At 66.8% G+C, this 22,525-nt stretch carries 19 protein-coding genes; 11 read left to right on the top strand and 8 right to left on the bottom strand.

What is annotated here, in order from left to right:
• The first annotated feature begins 87 nt into the window (after nt 1-87).
• The 5 genes from ACZLIB_RS09920 (at nt 88) to ACZLIB_RS09940 (ending at nt 7,513) form a co-directional block, all read left to right on the top strand.
• Entirely contained in the window at nt 88-1,137 is a 1,050-nt protein-coding gene (locus tag ACZLIB_RS09920; protein ID WP_049424705.1) for a LacI family DNA-binding transcriptional regulator, read from the top strand.
• A gap of 117 nt (nt 1,138-1,254) precedes the next feature.
• Nucleotides 1,255-2,511: an L-fucose:H+ symporter permease gene (gene fucP, locus ACZLIB_RS09925; protein ID WP_478469758.1), complete on the top strand. Its 1,257-nt coding sequence runs from the start codon at nt 1,255-1,257 to the stop codon at nt 2,509-2,511.
• Between the two features lie 7 nt (nt 2,512-2,518).
• Entirely contained in the window at nt 2,519-3,514 is a 996-nt protein-coding gene (locus tag ACZLIB_RS09930) for a carbohydrate kinase family protein (protein WP_100468324.1), read from the top strand.
• Nucleotides 3,511-4,737, top strand: coding sequence for an AGE family epimerase/isomerase (locus tag ACZLIB_RS09935; RefSeq protein WP_049398497.1), 1,227 nt, complete (start codon nt 3,511-3,513; stop codon nt 4,735-4,737). The genes ACZLIB_RS09930 and ACZLIB_RS09935 overlap by 4 nt, the downstream gene beginning before the upstream one ends.
• Before the next feature lie 157 nt (nt 4,738-4,894).
• Complete coding sequence (locus tag ACZLIB_RS09940; protein WP_478469759.1) at nt 4,895-7,513, top strand: beta-mannosidase; 2,619 nt, start codon at nt 4,895-4,897, stop codon at nt 7,511-7,513.
• 86 nt (nt 7,514-7,599) lie between these two features.
• Here ACZLIB_RS09940 and mtnC read toward each other — a convergent pair whose 3' ends face one another.
• The 5 genes from mtnC to ACZLIB_RS09965 form a co-directional block, all read right to left on the bottom strand.
• On the bottom strand, nt 7,600-8,295 hold the full coding sequence (gene mtnC, locus ACZLIB_RS09945; protein WP_043397315.1) for an acireductone synthase: 696 nt from the start codon (nt 8,293-8,295) through the stop codon (nt 7,600-7,602).
• A gap of 3 nt (nt 8,296-8,298) precedes the next feature.
• A complete protein-coding gene (locus ACZLIB_RS09950) occupies nt 8,299-8,856 on the bottom strand; it encodes a 1,2-dihydroxy-3-keto-5-methylthiopentene dioxygenase (protein WP_478469761.1) in 558 nt (185 codons plus the stop codon).
• A gap of 92 nt (nt 8,857-8,948) precedes the next feature.
• Nucleotides 8,949-9,590 (bottom strand): methylthioribulose 1-phosphate dehydratase, encoded by a 642-nt coding sequence (locus tag ACZLIB_RS09955; RefSeq protein WP_032130340.1) that lies wholly within the window; start codon nt 9,588-9,590, stop codon nt 8,949-8,951.
• A gap of 609 nt (nt 9,591-10,199) precedes the next feature.
• The gene (locus ACZLIB_RS09960; protein ID WP_049424691.1) at nt 10,200-11,627 is read right to left on the bottom strand and encodes an amino acid permease; all 1,428 of its coding nucleotides are present in this window, start codon (nt 11,625-11,627) and stop codon (nt 10,200-10,202) included.
• Nucleotides 11,628-11,709: 82 nt separating this feature from the next.
• Nucleotides 11,710-13,185, bottom strand: coding sequence for an amino acid permease (locus ACZLIB_RS09965; RefSeq protein ID WP_132810017.1), 1,476 nt, complete (start codon nt 13,183-13,185; stop codon nt 11,710-11,712).
• Nucleotides 13,186-13,318: 133 nt separating this feature from the next.
• Between ACZLIB_RS09965 and ACZLIB_RS09970 the strand changes: the two genes are divergently transcribed.
• Both ACZLIB_RS09970 and ACZLIB_RS09975 read left to right on the top strand, forming a co-directional pair.
• A complete protein-coding gene (locus ACZLIB_RS09970) occupies nt 13,319-13,933 on the top strand; it encodes an NUDIX hydrolase (protein WP_285318191.1) in 615 nt (204 codons plus the stop codon).
• Nucleotides 13,933-14,325, top strand: coding sequence for a hypothetical protein (locus tag ACZLIB_RS09975; protein WP_478469763.1), 393 nt, complete (start codon nt 13,933-13,935; stop codon nt 14,323-14,325). The genes ACZLIB_RS09970 and ACZLIB_RS09975 overlap by 1 nt, the downstream gene beginning before the upstream one ends.
• 146 nt (nt 14,326-14,471) lie before the next feature.
• Here ACZLIB_RS09975 and serA read toward each other — a convergent pair whose 3' ends face one another.
• On the bottom strand, nt 14,472-15,713 hold the full coding sequence (gene serA / locus ACZLIB_RS09980; protein ID WP_014037034.1) for a phosphoglycerate dehydrogenase: 1,242 nt from the start codon (nt 15,711-15,713) through the stop codon (nt 14,472-14,474).
• Between the two features lie 169 nt (nt 15,714-15,882).
• On the opposite strand from serA, the gene ACZLIB_RS09985 reads away from it, so the two are divergent.
• The 3 genes from ACZLIB_RS09985 to ACZLIB_RS09995 all read left to right on the top strand — a co-directional run bounded on the left by ACZLIB_RS09985 (nt 15,883) and on the right by ACZLIB_RS09995 (nt 19,470).
• Nucleotides 15,883-17,271 (top strand): FAD-binding oxidoreductase, encoded by a 1,389-nt coding sequence (locus tag ACZLIB_RS09985; protein WP_032128778.1) that lies wholly within the window; start codon nt 15,883-15,885, stop codon nt 17,269-17,271.
• A 62-nt stretch (nt 17,272-17,333) separates the two neighbouring features.
• Nucleotides 17,334-17,633: a DUF2388 domain-containing protein gene (locus tag ACZLIB_RS09990; protein WP_014037036.1), complete on the top strand. Its 300-nt coding sequence runs from the start codon at nt 17,334-17,336 to the stop codon at nt 17,631-17,633.
• A 40-nt stretch (nt 17,634-17,673) separates the two neighbouring features.
• Nucleotides 17,674-19,470 (top strand): DUF7844 domain-containing protein, encoded by a 1,797-nt coding sequence (locus ACZLIB_RS09995; protein WP_478469764.1) that lies wholly within the window; start codon nt 17,674-17,676, stop codon nt 19,468-19,470.
• Here the strand turns inward: ACZLIB_RS09995 and ACZLIB_RS10000 are convergent.
• Together ACZLIB_RS10000 and ACZLIB_RS10005 are read right to left on the bottom strand one after the other, a co-directional pair.
• On the bottom strand, nt 19,448-20,524 hold the full coding sequence (locus ACZLIB_RS10000; protein ID WP_032128780.1) for an ATP-binding protein: 1,077 nt from the start codon (nt 20,522-20,524) through the stop codon (nt 19,448-19,450). The two genes, ACZLIB_RS09995 and ACZLIB_RS10000, sit on opposite strands and share 23 nt — an antisense overlap.
• The gene (locus ACZLIB_RS10005) at nt 20,524-21,240 is read right to left on the bottom strand and encodes a response regulator (protein WP_020424480.1); all 717 of its coding nucleotides are present in this window, start codon (nt 21,238-21,240) and stop codon (nt 20,524-20,526) included. The genes ACZLIB_RS10000 and ACZLIB_RS10005 overlap by 1 nt, the downstream gene beginning before the upstream one ends.
• Nucleotides 21,241-21,369: 129 nt before the next feature.
• Here ACZLIB_RS10005 and ACZLIB_RS10010 point away from each other — a divergent pair, with 129 nt between their 5' ends.
• The gene (locus ACZLIB_RS10010) at nt 21,370-22,518 is read left to right on the top strand and encodes an efflux RND transporter periplasmic adaptor subunit (protein WP_032128781.1); all 1,149 of its coding nucleotides are present in this window, start codon (nt 21,370-21,372) and stop codon (nt 22,516-22,518) included.
• Nucleotides 22,519-22,525 lie beyond the last annotated feature (7 nt).

Consider the following 22,525-nt stretch of genomic DNA (forward strand, 5'->3'; position numbering starts at 1 on the left):
TGCCGTTCGCGGTGACCCAGCGAACGGCACGGCACGACAGGGCCCTGATCCATTAGGCTTGAGCCTCCAGCGGAGTCCGGGAAGACGATGAACGACAACGGCAGCAGTCCCAGCAAGCGCGCCGGCAAGGCGGTGACGGTGACCGACATCGCGCGTGCCATCGGCGTGTCACGGGCAACCGTGTCGCTGGTGCTGCGCGGCAGCCCGCTGGTCAACGTCGATACCCGCGCCAAGGTCGAGGCCGAGCTGCGTCGCCAGCGCTATGTCTACAACCGCGCGGCGGCCAACCTGCGCCGGCGGACCTCGTCGAGCATCGCGCTGGTCATCAACGATCTGTCCAACCCGTTCTTCGCCGAATTCGCGTCCGGCGTGGATGAGGCGCTGGGCGGACGCGGTTACGTGACCCTGCTCGGCAGTACCGGTGAATCGCCGGAGCGGCAGCAGGCGGTGCTGTCCACGTTGATGGAGCACACGCCGGCCGGCCTGATCCTGTCGCCGGCCGAGGGCAGCGATACCGCGCTGCTGCGGCAGGCGCTGGGTGCCAACGCCAACGTGCTGCTGTTCAACCGCGAGCTGGACGGGGCCGACTGGGATTTCCTGACCCTGGACAACCAGCACGGCGCCTATCTGGCCACGCGCCACCTGATCGAACGCGGCCATCGCCAGATTGCCTTCTTTGGCGGCCACGCTGCATCGAGCTCGTGCCACCAGCGCCGTGCCGGTTTCCAGCAGGCGCTGGCCGAGGCCGGTCTGTCGCTGCCGCCGGGCTGGATGATCGAGTCGGCGCCGAACCGCCTGGAAGCCGCGGCGCGCACCGATGAGCTGTTTGCCGACGGTCATCGCCCGAGTGCAGCGGTCTGCTACAACGACACCGTCGCGCTGGGCCTGATGCTGGGCTTGAACTCGCGTGGCATCCGTCCGGGCGGTGACTTTGCCGTTACCGGATTCGATGATATTTCCGAGGCATCTGTCGCGGTGCCGCCGTTGACCACGCTCACCGCCGATCCGCGCGAGCGGGGCCGGCAAGCTGCCGCGCTGTTGCTGCAACGACTGGACGAGCCGGATGCGCCGCCACGGCGCACGGTCGCGCCGGTGCAGCTGCGCATCCGCGAAAGCAGTGCCGCACGACCGAACTGATTCCTTCCATATACCCCTTCCACGCAACAACGACCTTCCGCGCATCGAGGCGCGTACCGCATGCCGATCTCCGCAACGCCCCGTCCATCGGGTACCTCCAGCAGCCAGGCGCCGGTCATGAATGTCCGTGCTGCTCTGGCGGTTGCCACCACCATATTCTTCATGTGGGGCTTCCTGACCAGCCTCAACGACGTGCTGATTCCGCACCTGAAGGCGGTGTTCGAACTGAATTACACCCGCGCGATGCTGGTGCAGTTCACCTTCTTCGGCGCGTACTTCCTGATGTCGGTGCCGGCCGGTCGGCTGGTGGCCCACCTGGGCTACAAGAAGGGCATCATCGCCGGCCTGCTGATCGCCGGCGTGGGCGCGCTGGGCTTCTGGCCGTCGGCCGCATTGCGCACCTATGAAGCGTTCCTTGGTTCGCTGTTCGTACTTGCTACCGGCATTACCGTGCTGCAGGTGGCAGCCAATCCCTACGTCGCGCTGCTGGGCCCGGAACAGACCGCATCGAGCCGTCTGACCCTGGCGCAGGCACTCAACTCGTTGGGTACCACGCTGGCGCCGCTGTTTGGTGGTTTCCTGATTCTGAGCACCGCAGTGAAGAGCGGCGACGAGATCAACGCGCTGCCCGTGGCCGAACAGATTGCCTACCGTACCGCCGAAGCGCAGTCGGTGCAGGGCCCGTACGTGGGCCTGGCCATCGCACTGGTGCTGCTGGCAGTGTTCGTCTACCTGTTCCGCCTGCCCAGCCTGACCGAGACGACCGAGCAGGCCGACAGCGGCCACCACACGCTGCTGGATGCACTCAAGCATCCGCACGTACTTTTCGGCGTGCTGGCTATTTTCTTCTACGTCGGTGCTGAGGTGTCCATCGGCAGCCTGATGGTGAACTACCTGGCACTGCCGGAGATCGGCGGCATGACTGAACAGCAGGCCACGCACTATGTGTCGGCCTACTGGGGCTGCGCCATGGTTGGTCGCTTTGCAGGTGCGTGGTTGCTGGCCAAGTACTCGCCGCGCGGCCTGCTGGCCGGATTCGCAGTGGCCAATGTGGTGCTGCTGGGCGTCACGCTGGCGTCGGGTGGCAAGGTCGCGCTGTACGGCATCGTGGCGACCGGTCTGTTCAATTCCATCATGTTCCCGACCATCTTCTCGCTGGCCATCGAACGCCTGGGCCCGCTGACCAACAAGGCGTCCAGCCTGTTGATCATGGCCATTGTCGGCGGCGCGATCATCCCACTGCTGCAGGGCGTGCTGGCCGACCGCATCGGTCTGCACCTCAGCTTCGTGCTGCCGATGGTCTGCTACGTCTACATCATCTTCTACGGCCTGGTGGGTTCGCGCCCGCCGGCTTCCGCAACGCAGGGAGGCTGAGTCGGAAATGGGTGCCATTGTCTGCTTCGGCGAAATTTTGATCGATCTACTAGCGCAGCCGCCGGCCTCGGCCGATACCCCGCGCGCGTTCCTGCAGTACGCCGGCGGTGCGCCGGCGAACGTCGCGGTGGCGGCTGCGCGGCTGGGGGCGAAGACGCAGTTCGTCGGCATGCTTGGCCGCGACATGTTCGGTGATTTCCTGGCCGACAGTCTGGTCGAGCACGGCGTGGGCACGGATTACATCGTGCGCACCGACGCCGCCAAGACTGCGCTGGCCTTCGTCGCGCTGGATGCCAGTGGCGAGCGCAGCTTCAGTTTCTACCGCCCGCCGGCGGCTGACCTGCTGTTCCGTGACAGCGATTTCCAGGCCGCGTGCTTCGACAGCGCGCAGTGCTTCCACGTCTGTTCCAACAGCCTGACCGAGCCGGCCATCGCCGAGGCGACCTTCGCCGGCATGGAGCGCGCCCGTGCCGCCGGTGCGGTGGTCAGCCTGGACCTCAACCTGCGCCCGGCTCTGTGGCCAGCCAACGAAGATCCGACGCCGCGCCTGTGGCAGGCGCTGGAGCGCGCCGACCTGGTCAAGCTGTCGCGCGAGGAGCTGGATTACCTGGCGGCACCGCTGGGTGCCGATGGCGAGTCAGTGGTGCTCAAGCGCCTTCTGGCCGCGCAGGCGCGCTGGGTCATCGTTACCGATGGTGCGGCCACGCTGCACTGGTACACGCGCGACAACCACGGCACGGTCACCAGCTTCCGCGTGGCCACCGTCGATACCACGGCCGCCGGCGATGCCTTCGTCGGTGGCGTGCTGGTCGGCCTGCTGGAGCGTGGTGGGGCGGGCGCAGGCTTTGCCGCGTTCTGCCAGGACCCGGAGGCGATCACCGCCACGCTGCGCTTCGGTGCCGCCGTGGGTGCGCTGGCTGTTACCCGCAAGGGCGCGTTCGCCGCGATGCCCTCGCTCGATGAAGTGCAGCAGCTGCTGCAGGCCCAGGACATTACCGCATGAGCACCTCGCCCGATTTCCGTTCGCCCGCGTTCCTGCGCGCGCATATCGCCGACACGATGGCGTTCTACCACCCGCGCTGCATCGATCCGGACGGCGGTTTCTTCCACTACTTCCGTGATGACGGCAGCATCTACGATGCCAGCCACCGCCACCTGGTAAGCAGCACCCGCTTCGTCTTCAACTATGCGATGGCCTACCGCGAGTTCGGCAATGCCGAATACCGGGAGGCTGTCGAGCATGGCGTGCGCTATCTGCGCGAGGTGCACCGCAACCCGGCCACCGGCGGTTATGCCTGGACCCTGCGCGACGGCAAGGTCGAGGACGACATGAACCACTGCTACGGCGTGGCCTTCGTGCTGCTGGCCTACAGCTGCGCACTGAAGGCCGGCATCGAGCAGGCCCGCGACTGGATGGACGAGACCTGGCAGCTGCTGGAAGCACGCTTCTGGGAGCCGCAGCATGGCCTGTACAAGGACGAAGCCGACGGCCAGTGGAACTTCACCGGCTACCGCGGCCAGAACGCCAACATGCACATGTGCGAGGCGATGCTGGCCGCGTTCGAGGCCAGTGGCGAGCAGCGCTATGTCGAGCGCGCGCTGCAGCTGGCCGACAACATGACCCGCCGCCAGGCCGCCAAGGCCGGTGGCCTGGTCTGGGAACATTACGATGTGAACTGGGAAATCGACTGGGACTACAACCTGGACGATCCCAAGCACCTGTTCCGCCCGTGGGGCTTCCAGCCGGGGCATCAGACCGAGTGGGCCAAACTGCTGCTGATCCTCGATCGCCACGTGCAGGCCGACTGGCTGGTGCCGACCGCGCAGCATCTGTTCGACGTCGCCGTCGCACGCAGTTGGGACGACACCCGTGGTGGCCTGTACTACGGCTTCGCACCGGAATCGCGCCGGCAGCCCGGTATGGACGGCGCCCCGATCGGCGGCGACAGCTTCGTCTGCGACGACGACAAGTATTTCTGGGTGCAGGCCGAAACGCTGGCGACCGCCGCGCTGATGGCCAAGCGTACCGGCGATGACCGCTACTGGCAGTGGTACGAACGCATCTGGGCGTATTCGTGGGAGCACTTCGTCGACCACCAGTACGGTGCATGGTTCCGCATTCTCGATGCCGACAACCGCAAGTACAGCGACGAGAAAAGCCCTGCCGGCAAGGTGGATTACCACACCATGGGCGCGTGCTACGAAGTGTTGAACGTCGTGCGTTGAAGATCGTTCGAATGCAGTAGTGCCAGGCCATGCCGCGCCGCGCCGCGCCGCGCCTCGGTCCGGGCGCCGGGATGATGAACGCATCGCCATGCGCGCGGAGCCAGCCGCAGGCAATGGACACTCGCTTTGGCCTTCAGCAGAGAAACAGGAGTATCACGTGCATCGCATTTCCCTCGTTGTCCGTCTGCTCCTGCTGCTGGTCGCAGCCTCCGCTTTCCCGGCAACTGCAGCGCCTCTGCAGGCGCAGTGGGAATTCCGCATGCTGCCCGGCGACGCGCAGGGCGCCGCGCGTCCAGGCCTGCAGCAATGGCGTGCGGCGAAGGTGCCGGGCAGCGTGCACACCGACCTGCTGGCGCATGGGCTGATCCGCGATCCGTACGTCGGTGCACCCGAGGCCGAGCTGCAATGGATCGGCTTGGCTGCCTGGGAGTACCGCGCCCGCTTTGACGTGGACGCCACGACGCTGGCCAAGCCGAATGCCGAACTGCGTTTCGACGGGCTGGATACCTACGCCGAGGTCAGCCTCAACGGCAAGCCGCTGCTGCGCGCGGACAACGCGCACCGCACATGGCATGCACGTGTGGACGGGCGCCTGCGCGCGAACGGCAATGAACTGCAGATCGTGTTCCGCTCACCGATCCGCACGCTGCTGCCGGGCGTGCAGGCAATGCCGCACAAGATCGCTGGCAATTACCCGTCGCCCTATGGCGATGAGCCGAAGGAGGCGATGGTCGGCAACTTCGCGCGCAAGCCGGCCTACCACTTCGGCTGGGACTGGGGCCCGCGTTATGTCACCGCCGGGGTCTGGCGCGGGGTCGACCTGCAGGCCTGGGACGCGCACCGCCTGACCGATCTTGCCGTGCGTACCGATGCATTGAGCGCGGAGCAGGCGAAGCTGGCGGTGTTGCTGCAGGTGGAGCAGGATGCTGCAGCGGGTTCGGCCTTGGTGAATGTGGATGTGCGTGATCCGGAAGGCCGCAACGTGGCGCAGGTGCAACGCACGGTGTTGCTGAAGCCAGGCCAGAATACGGTTGAGCTGCCGGTTGAGCTGGCCACGCCGCGGCGCTGGTGGCCGGTGGGCCATGGTGCTCAGGATCGCTATACCGTGCAGGCTCGCCTGGATGGTGGCGGCGATGCAACGCTGGCGCGCGAGCAGCGCATCGGCCTGCGCACGGTCGAACTGCGCCGCGAGGAAGACGGCAAGGGAGGGCAGGGCTTCGCCTTCGTCATCAATGGTGTGGAGATCTTTGCCAAGGGCGCCAACGTCATTCCGTTCGACGCCTTCCCCGCACGCGTCGATGCCGCACGCCTGCGCCAGGTGCTGACCGCCGCGCGCGACGCCAACATGAACATGCTGCGCAACTGGGGCGGCGGCTACTACGAGGACGATGCGTTCTTTGACATCGCTGATGAGCTGGGCCTGCTGGTCTGGCAGGACTTCATGTTCGGCGGCGGCATGCAGCCGGGCTACGATCCGGCCTTCCGGGCAAGCGTGGTGGCCGAGGCGCGCGACAACGTGCGCCGGCTGCGCCATCACCCCAGCATCGTGCTGTGGTGTGGCAACAACGAGGAAGAAACCGCCTGGAAGGACTGGGGCCACGGCCGCGACCTGAAGGCGGCCGACCCGGCATTTGCGGCGAAGGTCTGGCAGGGCTATGTCGACCTGTTCGGCAGCGACCTGCGCCAGGTGGTGGGCGAGGAGGGATTGGGCGTGCCGTACTGGTCCAGCTCGCCCAGCAATGATCTGGATGAGAAGGCCAACGATTCCACCCGCGGCGACAAGCACTACTGGCAGGTCTGGGGCAATCCAGCGCTGCCGGTGCAGGCCTACCTGCGTGAGACCCCGCGCTTCATGTCCGAGTACGGGCTGCAGGCGTGGCCGTCGGTGGCGACGGTGGACCAGATCGCCACCCGCGCCGAGCAGCGCATCGACAGCCCGGTGATCCGCGCGCACCAGAAGTTCATGGCCGGCGAGGGCAACAGCCGCCTGCTGCACTACATCGAACTGGGCTACGGCACGCCGAAGGACTTCGAGGACTTCGTCTACCTCAGCCAGGTGATGCAGGCCGATGGCATCGCACTGGCGGCGCTGCATCATCGCGCCTCGCGGCCGTACACGATGGGCTCGCTGTACTGGCAGCTCAACGACGTCTGGCCAGGTGCTTCATGGTCCAGCGTGGACTACTTCGGTCGCTGGAAGGCGCTGCACTTCGCCGCGCGGCGTTTCTTCGCGCCGGTGGCGGTGGCGGCGTTGCGCGACGAGGGCAGTACGCGGGTGCGCCTGATCAACGACGGTGCCGCGCTGGATGCACGCTGGCGGTTGCGGGTGATGGATGTAGACGGCAAGGTGCTTCGCCGCCGCGAGGAAGCGGTGTCGCTGGCTGCCGCCGGTGTCACCTCGATCGGTGATTTCCGCGACGCCGAATTGCTGGCCGGTGCCGATCCGAAGCGCTCGCTGGCGGTGTTCGAGCTGCTGCAGGGTGGGAAGGTCAGCGCGCGCCAGGTGGTCGGCTTCGTCGAGGCCAAGGATCAGATCCTGCCGCGGCAGAAGCTCAAGGCCAGCCTGTCCATTGAAGGCAACCACTACCGTCTGCGATTGGAAAGCGCGGCCTACATGCGTTCGGTGTGGATCGACTTTGGTGCATTGGACGTGCAGGTGGAAGACAACCTGCTGGATCTGCTGCCGGGCGAAACCCGGGACATTGCGTTGCGTGGCCCGGTGGACCTGGTGACCCTGCGCGAAGCGCTGAAGGTGAAGACCCTCAACGATCGTTGAGCAAAAAAGGGGACGGAGGGGATTAAGTCGTTTGTGGCCCATGTGTGCCACAAACGACTTAATCCCCTCCGTCCCCTTTTTCTTGCTTACAGCTGGATCTGCTGGAAATTCTCGACCCGCTCGTGGCCGTTGGCGGCCTGGCCGGTGCGCGGCAGCGGGTAGTCATCCAGGCGATCAATCAGGCGGGTCTGCAGGCCGGCTTCGCGGGCGGCATCCAGTTCTTCCACCACATCCGACAGGAACAGGATCTCGCCGGCCGGCACGCCAATGGCCTGCACGATGCGGCGGTAGCTGTCGGCCTCGCGCTTGCCGCCGACTTCGGTGTCGAACCAGCCCGACACCAACGGGCTGAGGTCACCGGCGTCGCTGAAGCCGAAGAACAGCTTCTGCGCCGGCACCGAGCCGGAGGAGTACACGTACAGCGGCAGGCCGGAGGCGTGCCAGCCCTTCAGCACCGGCGCGACTTCCGGGTAGAAGTGCGCGGTGTAGTCGCCGCGGCGGTAGCCTTCGTCCCAGATCAGGCCCTGCAGCGCCTTCAGCGCGGTGTGCTTGCGGTCCTGGTCGATCCAGCCCTGCAGCGTCTCGGCTACCAGGCTGTCCTGGCAGGCGCCGCCGATCTCGGTGGCCACCGCATCCAGCCAACGGCGGACTTCCGGCTGCTGGCCGTGCTCGGCGACGAACGCGGGCAGCGCCTTGCGGGCATAGGGGAACAGCACGTTCTTGACGAACGAGATGCTGCTGGTGGTGCCTTCGATATCGGTCAGGATGACGCGGGGCTGCATGGATCAGGATGCCTGGGTAGGTACGTAACGGGGGAATTTCTGCGCGATGTCGGTGCCGGTGAAGTGACCGACCCAGCCATCCGGCTCGGTGAAGAAGCGGATCGCCACGAAGCTGGGCTCATCGCCCATGTCGAACCAGTGGGTGGTGCCGTCGGGCACGGCGATCAGGTCGTCTTTCACGCACTTGATCTCATAGACCTTGTCGCCCACGTGCAGGGTGAACAGGCCGGAGCCTGCGACGAAGAAGCGCACCTCGTCTTCCTTGTGGAAGTGTTCGTCGAGGAACTTCCTGCGCAGCTCGGCGCGGTTCGGGTTGTCCGGGGCGATCGAGGCCACGTCCACGCTCTTGAAGCCGCGCTCGGCAACCAGGCGGTCGATGTCGGCGCGGTAAGCGGCGAACACTTCATCCTGGCTGGCGCCCGGTGCGACCGGTGCGGTGGCCTGCCAGCGCTCGAAGGTGACGCCGATCTTCTGCAGCTCGGCAGCGATGACCGCGCCGTCCTGGGTATCCAGAAGCGGCGATTCGGGGCGGGTGTCGTCGTAGATGCGCAGTCGGCTCATGGCGGCAGCTTGAACGTCTCGGGGGGAAGACAGGGTAGCAGGGTGGGCACGAGGTGCAGATTCCGGATCGGCATCTGCACCTGCTTGCGGGTTCAGCCGCGCAGCTTGCGCAGTTCCAGCTCGCAGTGGAACAGGAACTCGAACGCTTCCAGGTGGCGGCGTGCCTCGGCCATGTCGCGGCCCCAGGCATACAGGCCGTGGCCGTCGATCAGGTAGCCCCACAGGTTCTGCCGGTCGAGCAGGTCATCGACCTGCTTCGAAAGCACGTTCATGTCCTGGGTGTTGGCGAACACCGGCACGTCGATGGCCATCTCGTGGGTGCTGTTGCCGGCGAAGGCCTTCAGCAGTTCGTAGCCTTCCAGGCGGATGTGGCCCTGCGGCGCGTACAGGCGCGAGGCGACGGTCTGCACCGGCGAGTGGGTGTGCAGCACGCAGCCGATTTCCGGGAAGCGGCGGTACAGCTGGGTGTGCAGCAGGGTTTCGGCGGACGGGCGCAGCGGGCGGCCGACGGCCAGGCCGTCGAAGTCCACCACCATGATGTCGTCCTCGATCAGGCGGCCCTTGTCCTTGCCGGAGACGGTGATCGCGGCGTGGCGGTCGTCCAGGCGGTGGGAGAAGTTGCTGCTGGTGGCCGGCGTCCAGCCGGCGTGGGCCAGCTCGCGGACGTTGTCGATCAGCAGCTGGGCCAGTTCGCTCAGGCGCGCGGTGTCGTACGGGAAGGTGGGGGCGTTCATGCCGTCGATTTTACTGGATTCGGCCAACGGCTGAGCCCCTCGTGGCTGTCTCGCCGGGCTGGATTTCTTGCTTTGGCCGGGCGGGTGGGCTGTGCAGGGGACGCCGTAGACCCTTCCTTGGGGGCTTGGCCGCGGTATCCATGCCGCGGACACCCCTGCACAACCCACCCGCCCGACCACGGACAGGTTCCGTGCGCGTCAGCCACGGAGTGAAGAAGGAAAGGCAGAAGCGGGTCGCGGCGCTGCGCTTGCTCGGAGCCGAGCATGGCTCGGCTCTACAGAGAATTCATTTCCCAGACCGAATTCATCCACGCATGGCGTGGATCCACCGGACGCGCCGGGAGAGTGTCAGGGGTGGGGAGGCATGGGTTCGCGGGGGTGTCCGCGGCATGGGCCCGAGGCATGCCTCGGGCGGGTTGGGCAGGAGGCCCAACCCCGGTCTTGCCGTGTGCGCAGGACAGCGCACGCGAGCAAGCCGCGGCCAAGCCTCCAGGGATGGATTCACGGCGTCCCCCGCGAACCCATGCCTCCCCGCCAAACCCTCTGCCCAGCTCTTGTCGTTGCTCCGGCTTCAAAGGCGGGTGCAGGGCCGCAGGCCCTGCAATCCCTTTACTTCACCCGCAGCCGGCTGTGCCTGAACCCGTAGCAGAAATAGATCACGAAGCCGACGAACGTCCACACCCCCATCAGCATCCAGTTGTGCATCGTCATCGCCGACAGCAGGGCAAGGCAGCTCAACACGCCCAGGCTGCAGATCAGCCACGCCATCGGCATGCGGAACGGACGCGGCAGGTCCGGCTGGGTGCGGCGCAGGATCAGCACGCCGGCGCACACGGCTGCGAACGCGATCAGCGTGCCCATCGAGGTCAGCTCGCCGAGGATGTCCAGCGGGAACAGCGCCGCCAGCAGCGCGATGCCGATACCGGTGATCACCGTGTTGATGTGCGGGGTACGGTACTTCGGGTGGATCTTGGTGAACACCGGCGGCAGCAGGCCGTCGCGGCCCATGATCATGAAGATGCGCGGCTGGCCGATGATCATCACCAGCACCACCGAGGACAGGCCGACCAGTGCGCCGACCTCGACCACCCAGCGCAGCCAGCCCAGCTGCGGATGCGCGGCCACCGCGGTCACCACCGGCTCGTCGGTGCCCAGCAGCTGGAACGGCACCAGGCCGGTCATCACTGCGGCCATCGCGATGTACAGCACGGTGCAGATCACCAGCGACAGCATCATGCCGAACGGCATGTCGCGCTGTGGATTCTTCGATTCCTGCGCCGCCACCGACACCGCCTCGAAGCCGATGTAGGCGAAGAACACCATCGCCGCACCGCGCAGCACGCCTTCCATGCCGTACTTGCCGGGGCCTTCGTTGGCCGGAATGAACGGGGTCCAGTTGCTGGTGTCCACGTACTTCCAGCCGACCACGATGACGAGCACGATCAGGCCGGTCTTGAGCACGACCATCGCCATGTTCATCGCCGAGGACTTGCTGATGCCGACGTAGCACAGCCAGGTCAGCAGCAGTACCAGCGCGGCGGCCGGCAGGTTGGCGATCGCGCCGGTGGGGCGCAGCTGTGCATCGAGTGGGGCACTGACCAGCGCCGCCGGTAGATGGATGTCGAACTGGCTGAGCAGGCTGAGGAAATAGCCGGTCCAGCTGACCGCGACCGCCGAGGCGGAGACGCCGTACTCGAGCACCAGCATCCAGCCGATGAACCAGGCGGAGAGCTCGCCGAAGGTGGCGTAGGTATAGGTGTAGGCGCTGCCGGAAACCGGCACCATCGAGGCGAATTCCGCGTAGGCCAGCGCGCAGAAGGCGCAGCAGATGGCGGCCAGTACGAAGGACAGCATGATGGCCGGGCCGGCGTGGTTGGCGGCGGCCTGGCCGGTGATGACGAAGATGCCGCCGCCGATCACCGCGCCGATACCCAGGGCAGTCAGCCCCCAGGGGCCGAGGTGGCGGCGCAGGCTCAGGCCGTTGGCGTCTTCATGGGCGGCATGCGGGTGCTTGGTGGCCCACAGTTGCTTGAACATGTGTGGTGGTCTTGTCGAAGCGCGCCATGACCGGCGCGCGGGGAAAACGGACGGGCCGGCGCGAGGCCGGCCCGTAGGCGGATCAGGGCGACTTGGCCAGCTTGCTGTTGCGGATGCCGTAGCCCAGGTAGATCAGCAGGCCGAGCAGCGTCCAGCCAACGAACAGGTGCCAGTGCACCACGAACGCCTGCCAGAACAGGAACAGGCAGGTGGCTGCGCCGAGCGGGCAGATGATCCACACCGCCGGCACGCGGAACGGGCGGTGGATGTCCGGCTTGGTATAGCGCAGCACCAGCACGCCGATGCAGACCGTGGCGAAGGCCAGCAGGGTGCCCATCGAGACCAGTTCGCCCAGCACGTTCAGCGGTACCAGGCCGGCCAGTGCCGCGGCGATCACGCCGACCACGATGGTGGCGACGTAGGGGGTGCGGAAGCGGGCGTGGACCCTGCCGAAGAACTTCGGCAGTAGGCCGTCGCGGGAGATGGTGTAGGCGATGCGGGTCTGGCCCATCATCATCACCAGCACCACCGAGGACAGGCCGGCGATGGCGCCGATTTCCACGAACGTCTTCAGCCAGGACAGGGTCGGGTAGGGCTCCAGCGCGGTCGCCACCGGCTTGTCGGTGCCCAGCAGGTGGTACGGCATCATGCCGGTCAGCACCGCACAGACGATGATGTAGACGATCGTGCACACCGCCAGCGAGCCGAGCAGGCCGATCGGCATGTTGCGCTGTGGGTCCTTGGTTTCACCGGCGGCGGTGGAGACCGCGTCGAAACCGATGTAGGCGAAGAACACGATGGTGGCCGCGCGGAAGATGCCGCTCCAGCCGAACTCACCCGGCACGCCGGTGTTTTCCGGGATGAACGGCTGCCAGTTGGCCGGGTCGATATGGGCCGCGCCGATGCCGATGAACAGGCAGATGACGGTGACCTTGATCGCCACGATGATGGCGTTGACGAAGGCCGACTGGGTCACGCCCACGTACAGCAGGCCGGACACCGCCGCCACGATCAGCACCGCCGGCAGGTTGAACAGCTTGCCGGAGGAGACGAACTCGCTGCCGGTCCAGGCGATGGGCGCGGCGCTGAGCAGGTCCGGGAACGGCATGTGCAGGGTGGTGGTGATGAAGCTGATCAGGTACGCCGACCAGCCCACCGCGACCGAGGCCGAGGCGAACAGGTACTCCAGCACCAGGCACCAGCCGATGAACCAGGCCATGCCTTCGCCCAGGGTGGCGTAGGAGTACGAGTAGGCACTGCCGGAGACCGGCATCATCGCCGCGAACTCGGCGTAGCACAGGCCCGCCAGGGCACAGGCGAAACCGGCCAGCACGAACGAAAGCATCACCGCCGGGCCGGCATGGTTGGCCGCGGCCTGGCCGGTCAGCACGAAGATACCAGCGCCGATCACCGCACCCACGCCAAGCAGGATGAGGTGTTTAGCCGTGAGGGTCCGTTTCAACGTGGCTTCGCCGTCCAGGCTGCCTTCGATGGGTTCGCCAGCATCGACGTGCCCGGCCGGTTCAACCGGCTTGACCCTCAACAGAGCTTTCAGCATGCAGTACTTCCTAGTGATCGGATTGGGTGGGCCGCCGATACGTTGCCGGCAACCCTGGAATGGTGAAGGCCGCGCGAACGGCCCGCTGTACCTTAGCCAAAGCTGAAGCCAACGCACAAGCGCAATCGCAACAATGAACGGCGATAATGAGCAGTATTTTTCCAAACGCCGCCCATTCATGAGCCAGACCGCCGAAACCCTTGCCGTGCTTGACGATCGCCTGCGTGGCCTGCTGCGGGACTACGCCCGCCGCGAGCCCGCCCACGACGCATTGGCTGCCGAATTCGGCACATTGTTGGACGATCCGGAAGATCCGTTCCGGCGCGAGCGGCTGGCCGGCCACTTCACCGCCAGCTGCTGGCTGGTCAGTGCCGACGGCCAGCGCCTGCTGCTGACCCATCACCGCAAGCTGCAGCGCTGGCTGCAGCTGGGCGGCCACGCCGACGGCGACCGCGACCTGGCCCAGGTGGCACTGAAGGAAGCCGAAGAAGAATCGGGACTGAGCGGCCTGGTGCTGGAAGACCCGGCCATCTTCGATATCGACAAGCACTGGATTCCGGAGCGCAGGGACGTGCCGGGACACTGGCACTACGACGTGCGTTTCGTGATCCGGGCACTGGGTGGAGAGGCCTTCGTGCTCAGCGAGGAGTCGCTGGAGCTGGCCTGGCGGCCGGTGGCCGAGGTCGCCGCCGATCCGGAATCGGACGAATCCATGCAGCGCATGGCGCGCCGGTGGTTGGCGCGCTGATGCTCTCCGACGGCTGTGCAGCGTTTGTTGCGGCTCATGCCTGTGGTGAGGCGAAGCAGGATGCGGCACTCGCGATGATCAAGGCTGCATTGCCCGTCATCACATCCATCGACTGGGAGCGCGTGCCATCGCGCCTGGAGGTCCCAGAGGTGGGGCGGGAGCGGCTGGCGCAGGAGTTGAGTGCCATTGCAGGTGCTGTTGGCTTGCCATGCGAAGCTGTGTTGACGATTGTCCAGGTGGATGGGGCGGTGCCTTCGCTGGGCAGCCGCCTGCAGGACTGGCTGGTTCATGCCGAGGAGCTGGATTTCGTCGATACGCTGTTCCTGTCGATGGAAGACAGGGTTCTGATCCATTGGGACTTCTACAAGAGCCTTTACGCCGTAAGGTTCTGAGGTGTCCCATCCACGCATGGCGTGGCTCTACTGCAACCCAGCAGATCCGCTCCATGAGGGGATCGCGTGGTGCTGATGCATGTCGCCGGGCATGGCCCGGCGCTACCATCATCTTGCGGGCCGGGCCATGCCCGCCGAACCTTCGATCAGTACAGGATGCGCGTGCGCAGCGTGCCCGGAATCGCGGCCAGCTCGTCGCGCACGGCGGCGGCTTGTTCCTCGCTGGCGGTGATGTCGATCACCACGTAGCCCACCTTCGGGTCGGTGCGCAGGAACTGGCCGTCGATGTTGACGTTGTGGCGCGAGAAGATCTCGTTGACCTTGGACAGCACGCCCGGCACGTTCTGGTGGATGTGCAGCAGGCGCAGGCTGTCGGCGTGCTCGGGCAGGGTCACTTCCGGGAAATTGACCGCCGACAGGGTGCTGCCGTTGTCGCTGTAGCGCACCAGCTTGGCGGCCACTTCAACGCCGATGTTGTCCTGCGCCTCCAGCGTGCTGCCGCCCACGTGCGGGGTCAGGATCACGTTGTCGTGGCGGGTCAGCGGCGATTCGAAGATATCGCCATTGCCCTTCGGTTCGACCGGGAACACGTCCAGCGCGGCGCCGCCGACGTGGCCGCTGGCCAGGGCCGCGTCCAGCGCATCGATGTCGACCACGGTGCCGCGCGCGGCGTTGATCAGGTGCGCGCCCTTGCGCATCTTCGCCAGCTCGGTGCTGCCGATCATCCACTGCGTGGACGGGGTCTCCGGCACGTGCAGGGTGACGATGTCGGCGCGTGCCAGCAGGTCGTCCAGGCTGGCCGCTGCACGGGCATTGCCCAGTGCCAGCTTGGTTTCCACGTCGTGGAAGATCACCTGCATGCCCAGCGATTCGGCCAGCACGCCGACCTGGGTGCCGATGTGGCCGTAACCGATGATGCCCAGCGTCTTGCCGCGCACTTCATGGCTGCCGCTGGCCGACTTCGACCAGCCGCCGCGATGGCATTCGGCGTTCTTCTGCGGAATGCCACGGGTCAGCATGATCGCTTCGGCGATGACCAGCTCGGCCACGCTGCGGGTGTTGGAGTAGGGCGCGTTGAACACCGGGATGCCGGCCAGCTCGGCCGCATCCAGGTCGACCTGGTTGGTGCCGATGCAGAAGCAGCCCACCGCGATCAGGCGCTTGGCCTCGGCCAGCACTTCGGCGCTGAGCTGGGTGCGCGAACGGATGCCGACGATGTGCGCCTCGGCGATGCGCGCCTTCAGTTCGTCCTCGGGCAGCGCCTTGGTGTGCGCTTCGATCTGGCTGTAGCCGGCGGCGCTGAATACCTCCACGGCGGTCTGGCTGACCCCCTCCAGCAACAGCACGCGGATATCCTGCTTCGGGAACGAGGTCTTCTTCGGCGACATGGGGCGACACGGCCAGTGGGACAGGGGCTGACCACTATGCCAGATCGCAGCGACCATGGTGCAGTGCGCAATTGGTTGCATCCGTAGCTATCTGCACGGCTGCGGGGCTGGACGCTGGCGCGTGCCGCTGGCACGCTTGCCCGTTCTTCACGCACCGCGCTGGACCGTCATGACCGATTCCCGCATTGCCTCGCTGCAACAGGCCTGTCCCGGCCTGAAGCTGAAGACCGACCCGGCCGACCTGGAGCATTACGGGCGCGACTGGACCCGGCGCTGGACGCCGGCGCCGCTGGCGATCGCACTGCCGGCCACGGTCGAGGAAGTGCAGGCGGTGATGCGCTGGAGTGCAGGCGAGGGCGTGGCCGTGGTGCCGTCCGGTGGCCGCACCGGCCTCTCGGGTGGCGCGGTGGCCGCCAACGGCGAGCTGGTGCTCAGCCTGGAACGGATGAACAAGGCACTGGCCTACGACGCGGTCGATCGCACCCTGGTGGTGCAGGCCGGCATGCCGCTGGAGGCCGTGCACAACGCCGCGCTGGATCACGGCCTGATCTACCCGGTGGATTTCGCCGCGCGCGGGTCCTGCTCGATCGGCGGCAACATCGCTACCAATGCCGGTGGCATCCGCGTGATCCGCTACGGCAACACCCGCGAGTGGATCGCCGGGCTGAAAGTGGTCACGGCTGATGGCGAGTTGCTGGAGCTCAACAAGGGCCTGATCAAGAACTCCAGCGGCTACGACTTCCGCCAGCTGCTGATCGGCTCGGAAGGCACGCTGGGCGTGATCGTCGAAGCCACGGTGAAATTGACCGATCCGCCGCCGGCCAGCAATGTGATGCTGCTGGCCGTACCCAGCTTCGAGGTGCTGATGCAGGTATTCGCCGCGTTCCGCGCGCGCCTGCAGCTGCAGGCCTTCGAATTCTTCACCGACCGGGCGCTTGAGCACGTGCTGGCGCATGGCGCGCAGGCGCCGTTCGACGAAGTGCACCCGTATTACGTGGTGACCGAGTTCGCGGCCGGCGACGAGGCCCAGGAAGCGGCGGCGATGGCCGCGTTCGAGGACTGCATGGGCAATGGCTGGGTCAGCGATGGCGTGATCAGTGCCAGCGACGCGCAGGCCGCGCAGCTGTGGCGCCTGCGCGAAGGCATCACCGAATCGCTTGCCCGTTACAAGCCCTACAAGAACGATGTTTCGGTGCGGATCTCGTCGATGCCGGCGTTCCTGGCCGAGACCCAGGCGCTGATCGGGCAGGCCTACCCGCATTTCGATGTGGTGTGGTTCGGCCACATCGGCGACGGCAATCTGCACATCAACGTGCTCAAGCCGGACGACACCAGTGACGCTGATTTCGTGGCGCAATGCGAGCACGTAACCAAGCTGCTGGCGCAGGTGCTGGCCCGCTTCGACGGCAGCATCTCGGCCGAGCACGGCATCGGTCTGGTCAAGAAGGGCTACCTGGACAGCACCCGCGGCCCGGCCGAGATCGCCCTGATGAAGGCGGTCAAACGCGCGTTCGATCCCCAAGCGCGGCTGAATCCCGGCAAGCTGTTCGACGTTTGAGTCGGGCAAATCCTTCACGCACCCGTTACGCTCCACGCTTCCTAACAACCGGCTTCGAACCGATGACCCGTCCGCTTCTGCTGCTTGCCCTGCTGTCCCTGCCGCTGGCCGGCTTCGCTTCCAGCTTCGCCGGCACCTCGGCCGGCTCGGCCACCGGTGCGTCCTCCGGTTCCTCGGGCAGCAGCTCGGGTGACGACAAGGTGGTGCTGGCTGCACGCGACGATGCCGCTGCGTTCGTCGCCAGCGACGGCCAGATCCGTGGCGCTCGCCTGCAGGCGGCGCTTGTCCACCTGCGTGAGCAGAGCACTGCCGCACAGCAGCAGAGCGACCTGGAACTGGCCCGCGCGCTGCTGGCGCGTTGATCCCGCCTTCGGGTAGTGCCGGCCGCTGGCCGGCAACGCCATGACAACTGCAAGGAACGCAGCCACGCACGGCGTGGCTCTACTGCTGATCGCTCATGTCGCGCACGCGGCTGATCGCCTACAGCTCGATCCTGCGGGGCTGAGCCCTGCACAGCAGCAGGTGGCGACGCAGACACTGACCGACGTACAGTCACTGCTGCCGGAGGGTCTGCTGCGCGCTTTGCCGGCTCAGGTGCAGGTGCGCTGGAATGACGACCTTCCTGCCAAGGTGCACGGCCGCGCTTTCGGCGACCGCATCACGTTGCGCCGCGATCTGCTGGATGACGGCATGCCCGGCGCCCGGCGCGCACGCCGCAGCGCGCTGGTACACGAACTGAGCCATGTTGCCGACCGTACGGGGGCGAACTGGTCGCGCAGTGTGCGCTGGCGTGATCTGGCCGGATGGCAGCGCAAGCCCTGGCATCTCGGCCGTGGCGGCAATGACTTCCGAGACCGTAGTCCCGATGCGTATGAACTGAAAGATCCGGCCGAGTACCTGGCAGTGAACGCCGAGCATTTCGTGCTCGACAGTGAATTCGCTTGCCGGCGACCGGCACTGGCGCAGTGGTACCAGATGCATTTTGGAACGCCGCCTTCGTTGCCGCAGCCGCAATGCGCTACGACACTGCCGTTGCTGCAGGCCGAACCGGAAGAGGGCGCGGCGTCGTTGCTGCAACTCGACCCGGCACGCGTCTACGCGGTGGATTACCTGTTTGCCGAAGGCAGTGCCCAGCCGATGAGCCGCTGGGGCCACAGCATGCTGCGGTTGGTGATCTGCCGGCCTGGCCGTGCGCCGGGGCCGGACTGTCGACTGGACCTGGAGTACCACCGGGTGCTGTCGTTCCGTGCGTTCGTCGGTGACGTGCAGATTTCCAACTGGCGTGGGCTGACCGGCGGTTATCCCTCGCGGCTGTTCGTGCTTCCGCTGCAGCAGGTTGTGGACGAGTACACCAAGGTCGAGCTGCGCGGGTTGCAATCGCTGCCGTTGCAGTTGGAGCGCAGCGAGATCGCCAGCCTGCTTGAGCGCACAGCACAGGTGCACTGGAGCTACGACGGGCGCTACTACTTCGTCAGCAACAACTGCGCGGTGGAAACCGCAAAGCTGTTGCAGGCCGGCGTGCCGAGGTTGGGCGAGGCCGGCCTGGCCCAGCTCAGCCCGCGTGGTTTGAAGCGTCGGCTGTCGCAGCTGCATGTGCTGGACGAGCAGGTACTCACGGACCGCAATGCAGCACAGGCGCAGGGTTACTACTTCGCCTCGGCACGCGATCACTACCAGCAGTTGTTCGGCGTGGCGGCAGCCCAGCTGGCATTGCCCGCACGCGACGTACGCGGCTGGTTGAAGCTGCCCGCACAGCAGCGTGCGCTGTGGTTGCTGCAGGGCGACCTGCGCGCAAGCGCCGGCCTGCTGCTGCTGGAACAGGCTGCGCAACGCCGCGCCGAGCTGCGCGCGCGCGATGTGCTGAAACGGCGCCTGCTGGCCGCACCGGACAGTGCCGAGACCCGGGGCCTGCGCCAGTTGCTGGAGCAGGGTGGGCAATGGCTGCGCCCGGGTACGCTGCTGGCGGACGGCGGCTACGGGTTGCCGCTGGCCGATGAGCAGGCGGTGCTGGCCGAAGCGGTTGCCACCGCCAGCGCACAGGCGGTGCCGGCCTGGCAGGCGCTGCGCGTACAGCTGCGTCAGCAGCTGCCGGAGAAGCAGCGCAACGAAATGGATGCGATCGACGCCAACCTCGCTGCGCTCGGTGCCCGCCTGCGGGAACAGGCAGCCACGCCGGCTATTGGCGCGGCAGCTCGATAACGAAACGGCTGCCACCAGCGTTGCCCGCCGTGCAGTAGACGCGGCCGCCGTGCGCGTCGGCGATGGCCTTGACCACCGCCAGGCCGAGCCCGCTACCGCCACCCTGGCGCGAACGCGAACCGTCGGCACGCATGAACGGAGAGAAGATGTCGGCGTGCAGCTCAGGGTCGATGCCCGGGCCCTCATCCTCGATCGCTACCTGCACATGGCCCGGTGTGTCATGCACGGCAATCCGCACCTTGCCCGGGCTGGCATAGCGGCGCGCGTTCTCCAGCAGCGCCAGCAGCGCCTGGCGCAGGCGGGTCGGATCGCAGTGCGCGTTGTGTTCTTCGCGGCTGGTTTCCAGCTCCAGCACGAAGCCGGCGGCGCGGAACTGGGGATCGACCAGGGTCATCACCGAATGCACTTCGGCCACCACGTCGGTACGTGCGCGGCGCACGTCCAGCCGCGCATTGTCGGACAGGCTCAGCACGCGCAGATCCTCGATCAGTCGTGACAGGCCCTCGACCTGGGCGAGCAGGCTGCGGAACTGTGATTCGTCCGGCTGGAAGACGCCCTCGGCCAGGCCCTGCAGGCGGCCGCGCAGGATCGTCACCGGAGTCCGCAGTTCATGGGCGATGGCTGCATGCCACATCGCACGCTCGCTCTCCACGTGCTGCAGCCGCCGCGCCATGGCATTGAAGTCCTCGACCAAGGTGGCCACTTCGCCCGGCGAGTTTTCCTCGACGCTGGCACGGGCACCGAGGTCGCCGCCCGCGAGCGCGCGCACGCTGTCCACCAGCGAATTCAACGGCGACAGGATGCGATGGGCAAGACGGAACGAGGCGGCGATGGCCAGCGCCAGGCCGGTCAGGATCACGCCGACCATCCATGCCAGTTCAGGGCCGGTCGGCAGCCAGCTTTCCGGTTCCTCGGTAGTGCCGGGGAAGAATTCGACCAGCACCGCATACAGCAGCCACGATGACAGGATCATCATCACGATGACGCCGATCACCATCAGCGACATCGAGACGATGATGTGGCGGCTGAGCCCGGAGCGGCGCAGGCGGGCCATCAGCGGTCGGCCATCAACCGGTAGCCGACGCCACGCACGCTGGCCGGCACATTGACCATGCCCACCTCATCCAGCTTGCGGCGCAGCTTGCTGACATGGCTGTCGACCGTGCGCTCCAGCGCCTCGCTTTCCGGCAGGCATTCGTGCATCAGTTCACTGCGGCTGAAGATGCGGGTCGGCGCCAGCGCCATGCAGTGCAGCAGCTTGAACTCGGTGAGCGTGAGCAGCACTTCGTGGCTGTAGCCTTCGCCTTCCACGTGTACGGCGTGGGTGGCCGAGTCGATCAGCAGCGGGCCCGCCCGCAGCGCGGTCGGGGCGTCCACGCGCGAGGCGCGCAACGTACGGCGCAGCACGGCGCGCACGCGCGCCGCCACTTCGGCCGGATTGAATGGTTTGACCACGTAGTCATCAGCGCCCATGCGCAGTGCGGTCAGCTTGTCCAGGTCCTGGTCCAGTGCGGTCAGCATGATCACCGGCGTCTCGCCGCGCTGGCGCAGCTGGGTCAGCACGCTCCAGCCATCCAGCCGCGGCAGCTGCACGTCGAGCAGGACCAGGTCGGGGCGGGCGCTGCGATGCAGGTCCAGTGCGCTGTGGCCGTCGGCGGCGCGCAGCGTACGCAGTCCTTCGCGTTCCAGATAGGCGGTAAGAATGTCGGCGATCTCGGCCTCATCCTCGACGATCAGGACGAGGGCGGCGAGGGCAGGGGCGGCATGCATGCAGGGGCGGGGCCTTAAGGTGCTTGCCTCCATCGTATCTCCACAGTTCCTCCATCGAAACCCCATCATCGCCACGCACACTGGGTTCTTCAGAACCTATCAGCCGCCCGCGCGGCATTGTGCACAGCAATGAGAACCTTCAGGACTCCGGTCGCGTTGATCGCGGCCCTCGCCCTGGCCATGACGGCCTGCTCCACCCCCGAAGCCACGCCCGAAGCCGCACCCCGCGTGAGCGTGGTTACCGTTGGCCCGCAGGTGGTGCAGCGTGACGACGAACTGCCTGGCCGCGTGGCCGCCGTGCGCACCGCGCAGATCCGAGCGCAGGTGGGTGGCATCGTGCAGCGCCGGCTGTTTGACCAGGGCGCGGAAGTAGACGCCGGCCAGGCCCTGTTCCAGATCGATCCGGCGGCCTTCCGTGCCGATGTCGATTCGGCACTGGCCGCGCTGCAGCGCAGTGAGGCCGCCCTGGGCCGCAGTCGCGTGCAGTCGCAGCGCCTGCATGCACTGGCCGCGGCACAGGCCGTCAGCCAGCAGCATCGCGACGATGCCAGTGCCGAGTACGAACAGGCCCGTGCCGCGGTGAATGAAGCGCGCGCGATCCTGGCCCGTCGCCAGCTCGACCTGCGCTATGCCACGGTCAGCGCGCCGATTGCCGGCCGCATCGATCAGGCGCTGGTGACCGAAGGCGCACTGGTCGGCGTGGCCGATGCCGAGCCGATGGCGGTGGTACAGCAGATCGACCAGGTCTACGTCGATGTGCGCCAGCCGGCGGCCCAGCTGGAATCGCTGCAGCGCAGTGCTGCCGGTGGTGGCGAGCTGCCGGTGACGATCATCGGTGCCGCCGGCAAGCCGCTGTCCGAGCGTGGCCAGATGCTGTTCTCCGGCATCAACGTCGATGCGCGTACCGGTGATGTGATTCTCCGCATCCTGGTCGACAACCCGCAGCGCCAGCTGCTGCCCGGCATGTATGTGCGCGCGAAAGTGCCGCGGGGTGCACCGGCCAGTGCGCTGACCGTGCCGCAGCAGGCCGTGCTGCGCAGCGCCGGTGGCCAGGCCTATGCCTGGGTGATCGGTGGCGATGGCAAGGCGGTGATCCGCACGCTGGAAGTCGACGGCAGCGTTGATCGCCAGTGGCTGGTGCGCACCGGTCTGAAGGCGGGCGAAAAGGTGGTGGTCGAGGGCCAGGAACGCCTGCAGGAAGGCGTGGTGGTCGATGCGCGCGACTGGCAGGTGCCGGTCGCCAGCGCCGGCGCGGTGCAGGCCGGCAGCAAGGGCTGAGCCTTTC

The organism is Stenotrophomonas sp. 220_Sma (genome assembly GCF_056487375.1).

Coding starts and splice junctions, on each gene's coding strand:
- mtnC (WP_043397315.1), bottom strand. CDS start 8,295: ATGCAGCCCCGCGTCATCCTGACCGATATCGAAGGCACCACCAGCAGC.
- ACZLIB_RS10000 (WP_032128780.1), bottom strand. CDS start 20,524: ATGGCCCGCCTGCGCCGCTCCGGGCTCAGCCGCCACATCATCGTCTCG.
- ACZLIB_RS09955 (WP_032130340.1), bottom strand. CDS start 9,590: ATGAACGCCCCCACCTTCCCGTACGACACCGCGCGCCTGAGCGAACTG.
- ACZLIB_RS09935 (WP_049398497.1), top strand. CDS start 3,511: ATGAGCACCTCGCCCGATTTCCGTTCGCCCGCGTTCCTGCGCGCGCAT.
- ACZLIB_RS09930 (WP_100468324.1), top strand. CDS start 2,519: ATGGGTGCCATTGTCTGCTTCGGCGAAATTTTGATCGATCTACTAGCG.
- ACZLIB_RS09960 (WP_049424691.1), bottom strand. CDS start 11,627: ATGTTCAAGCAACTGTGGGCCACCAAGCACCCGCATGCCGCCCATGAA.
- ACZLIB_RS09985 (WP_032128778.1), top strand. CDS start 15,883: ATGACCGATTCCCGCATTGCCTCGCTGCAACAGGCCTGTCCCGGCCTG.
- ACZLIB_RS09920 (WP_049424705.1), top strand. CDS start 88: ATGAACGACAACGGCAGCAGTCCCAGCAAGCGCGCCGGCAAGGCGGTG.
- ACZLIB_RS10005 (WP_020424480.1), bottom strand. CDS start 21,240: ATGCATGCCGCCCCTGCCCTCGCCGCCCTCGTCCTGATCGTCGAGGAT.
- ACZLIB_RS09970 (WP_285318191.1), top strand. CDS start 13,319: ATGAACGGCGATAATGAGCAGTATTTTTCCAAACGCCGCCCATTCATG.
- ACZLIB_RS09965 (WP_132810017.1), bottom strand. CDS start 13,185: ATGCTGAAAGCTCTGTTGAGGGTCAAGCCGGTTGAACCGGCCGGGCAC.
- ACZLIB_RS09975 (WP_478469763.1), top strand. CDS start 13,933: ATGCTCTCCGACGGCTGTGCAGCGTTTGTTGCGGCTCATGCCTGTGGT.
- ACZLIB_RS09990 (WP_014037036.1), top strand. CDS start 17,334: ATGACCCGTCCGCTTCTGCTGCTTGCCCTGCTGTCCCTGCCGCTGGCC.
- ACZLIB_RS10010 (WP_032128781.1), top strand. CDS start 21,370: ATGAGAACCTTCAGGACTCCGGTCGCGTTGATCGCGGCCCTCGCCCTG.
- serA (WP_014037034.1), bottom strand. CDS start 15,713: ATGTCGCCGAAGAAGACCTCGTTCCCGAAGCAGGATATCCGCGTGCTG.
- ACZLIB_RS09950 (WP_478469761.1), bottom strand. CDS start 8,856: ATGAGCCGACTGCGCATCTACGACGACACCCGCCCCGAATCGCCGCTT.
- fucP (WP_478469758.1), top strand. CDS start 1,255: ATGAATGTCCGTGCTGCTCTGGCGGTTGCCACCACCATATTCTTCATG.
- ACZLIB_RS09995 (WP_478469764.1), top strand. CDS start 17,674: ATGACAACTGCAAGGAACGCAGCCACGCACGGCGTGGCTCTACTGCTG.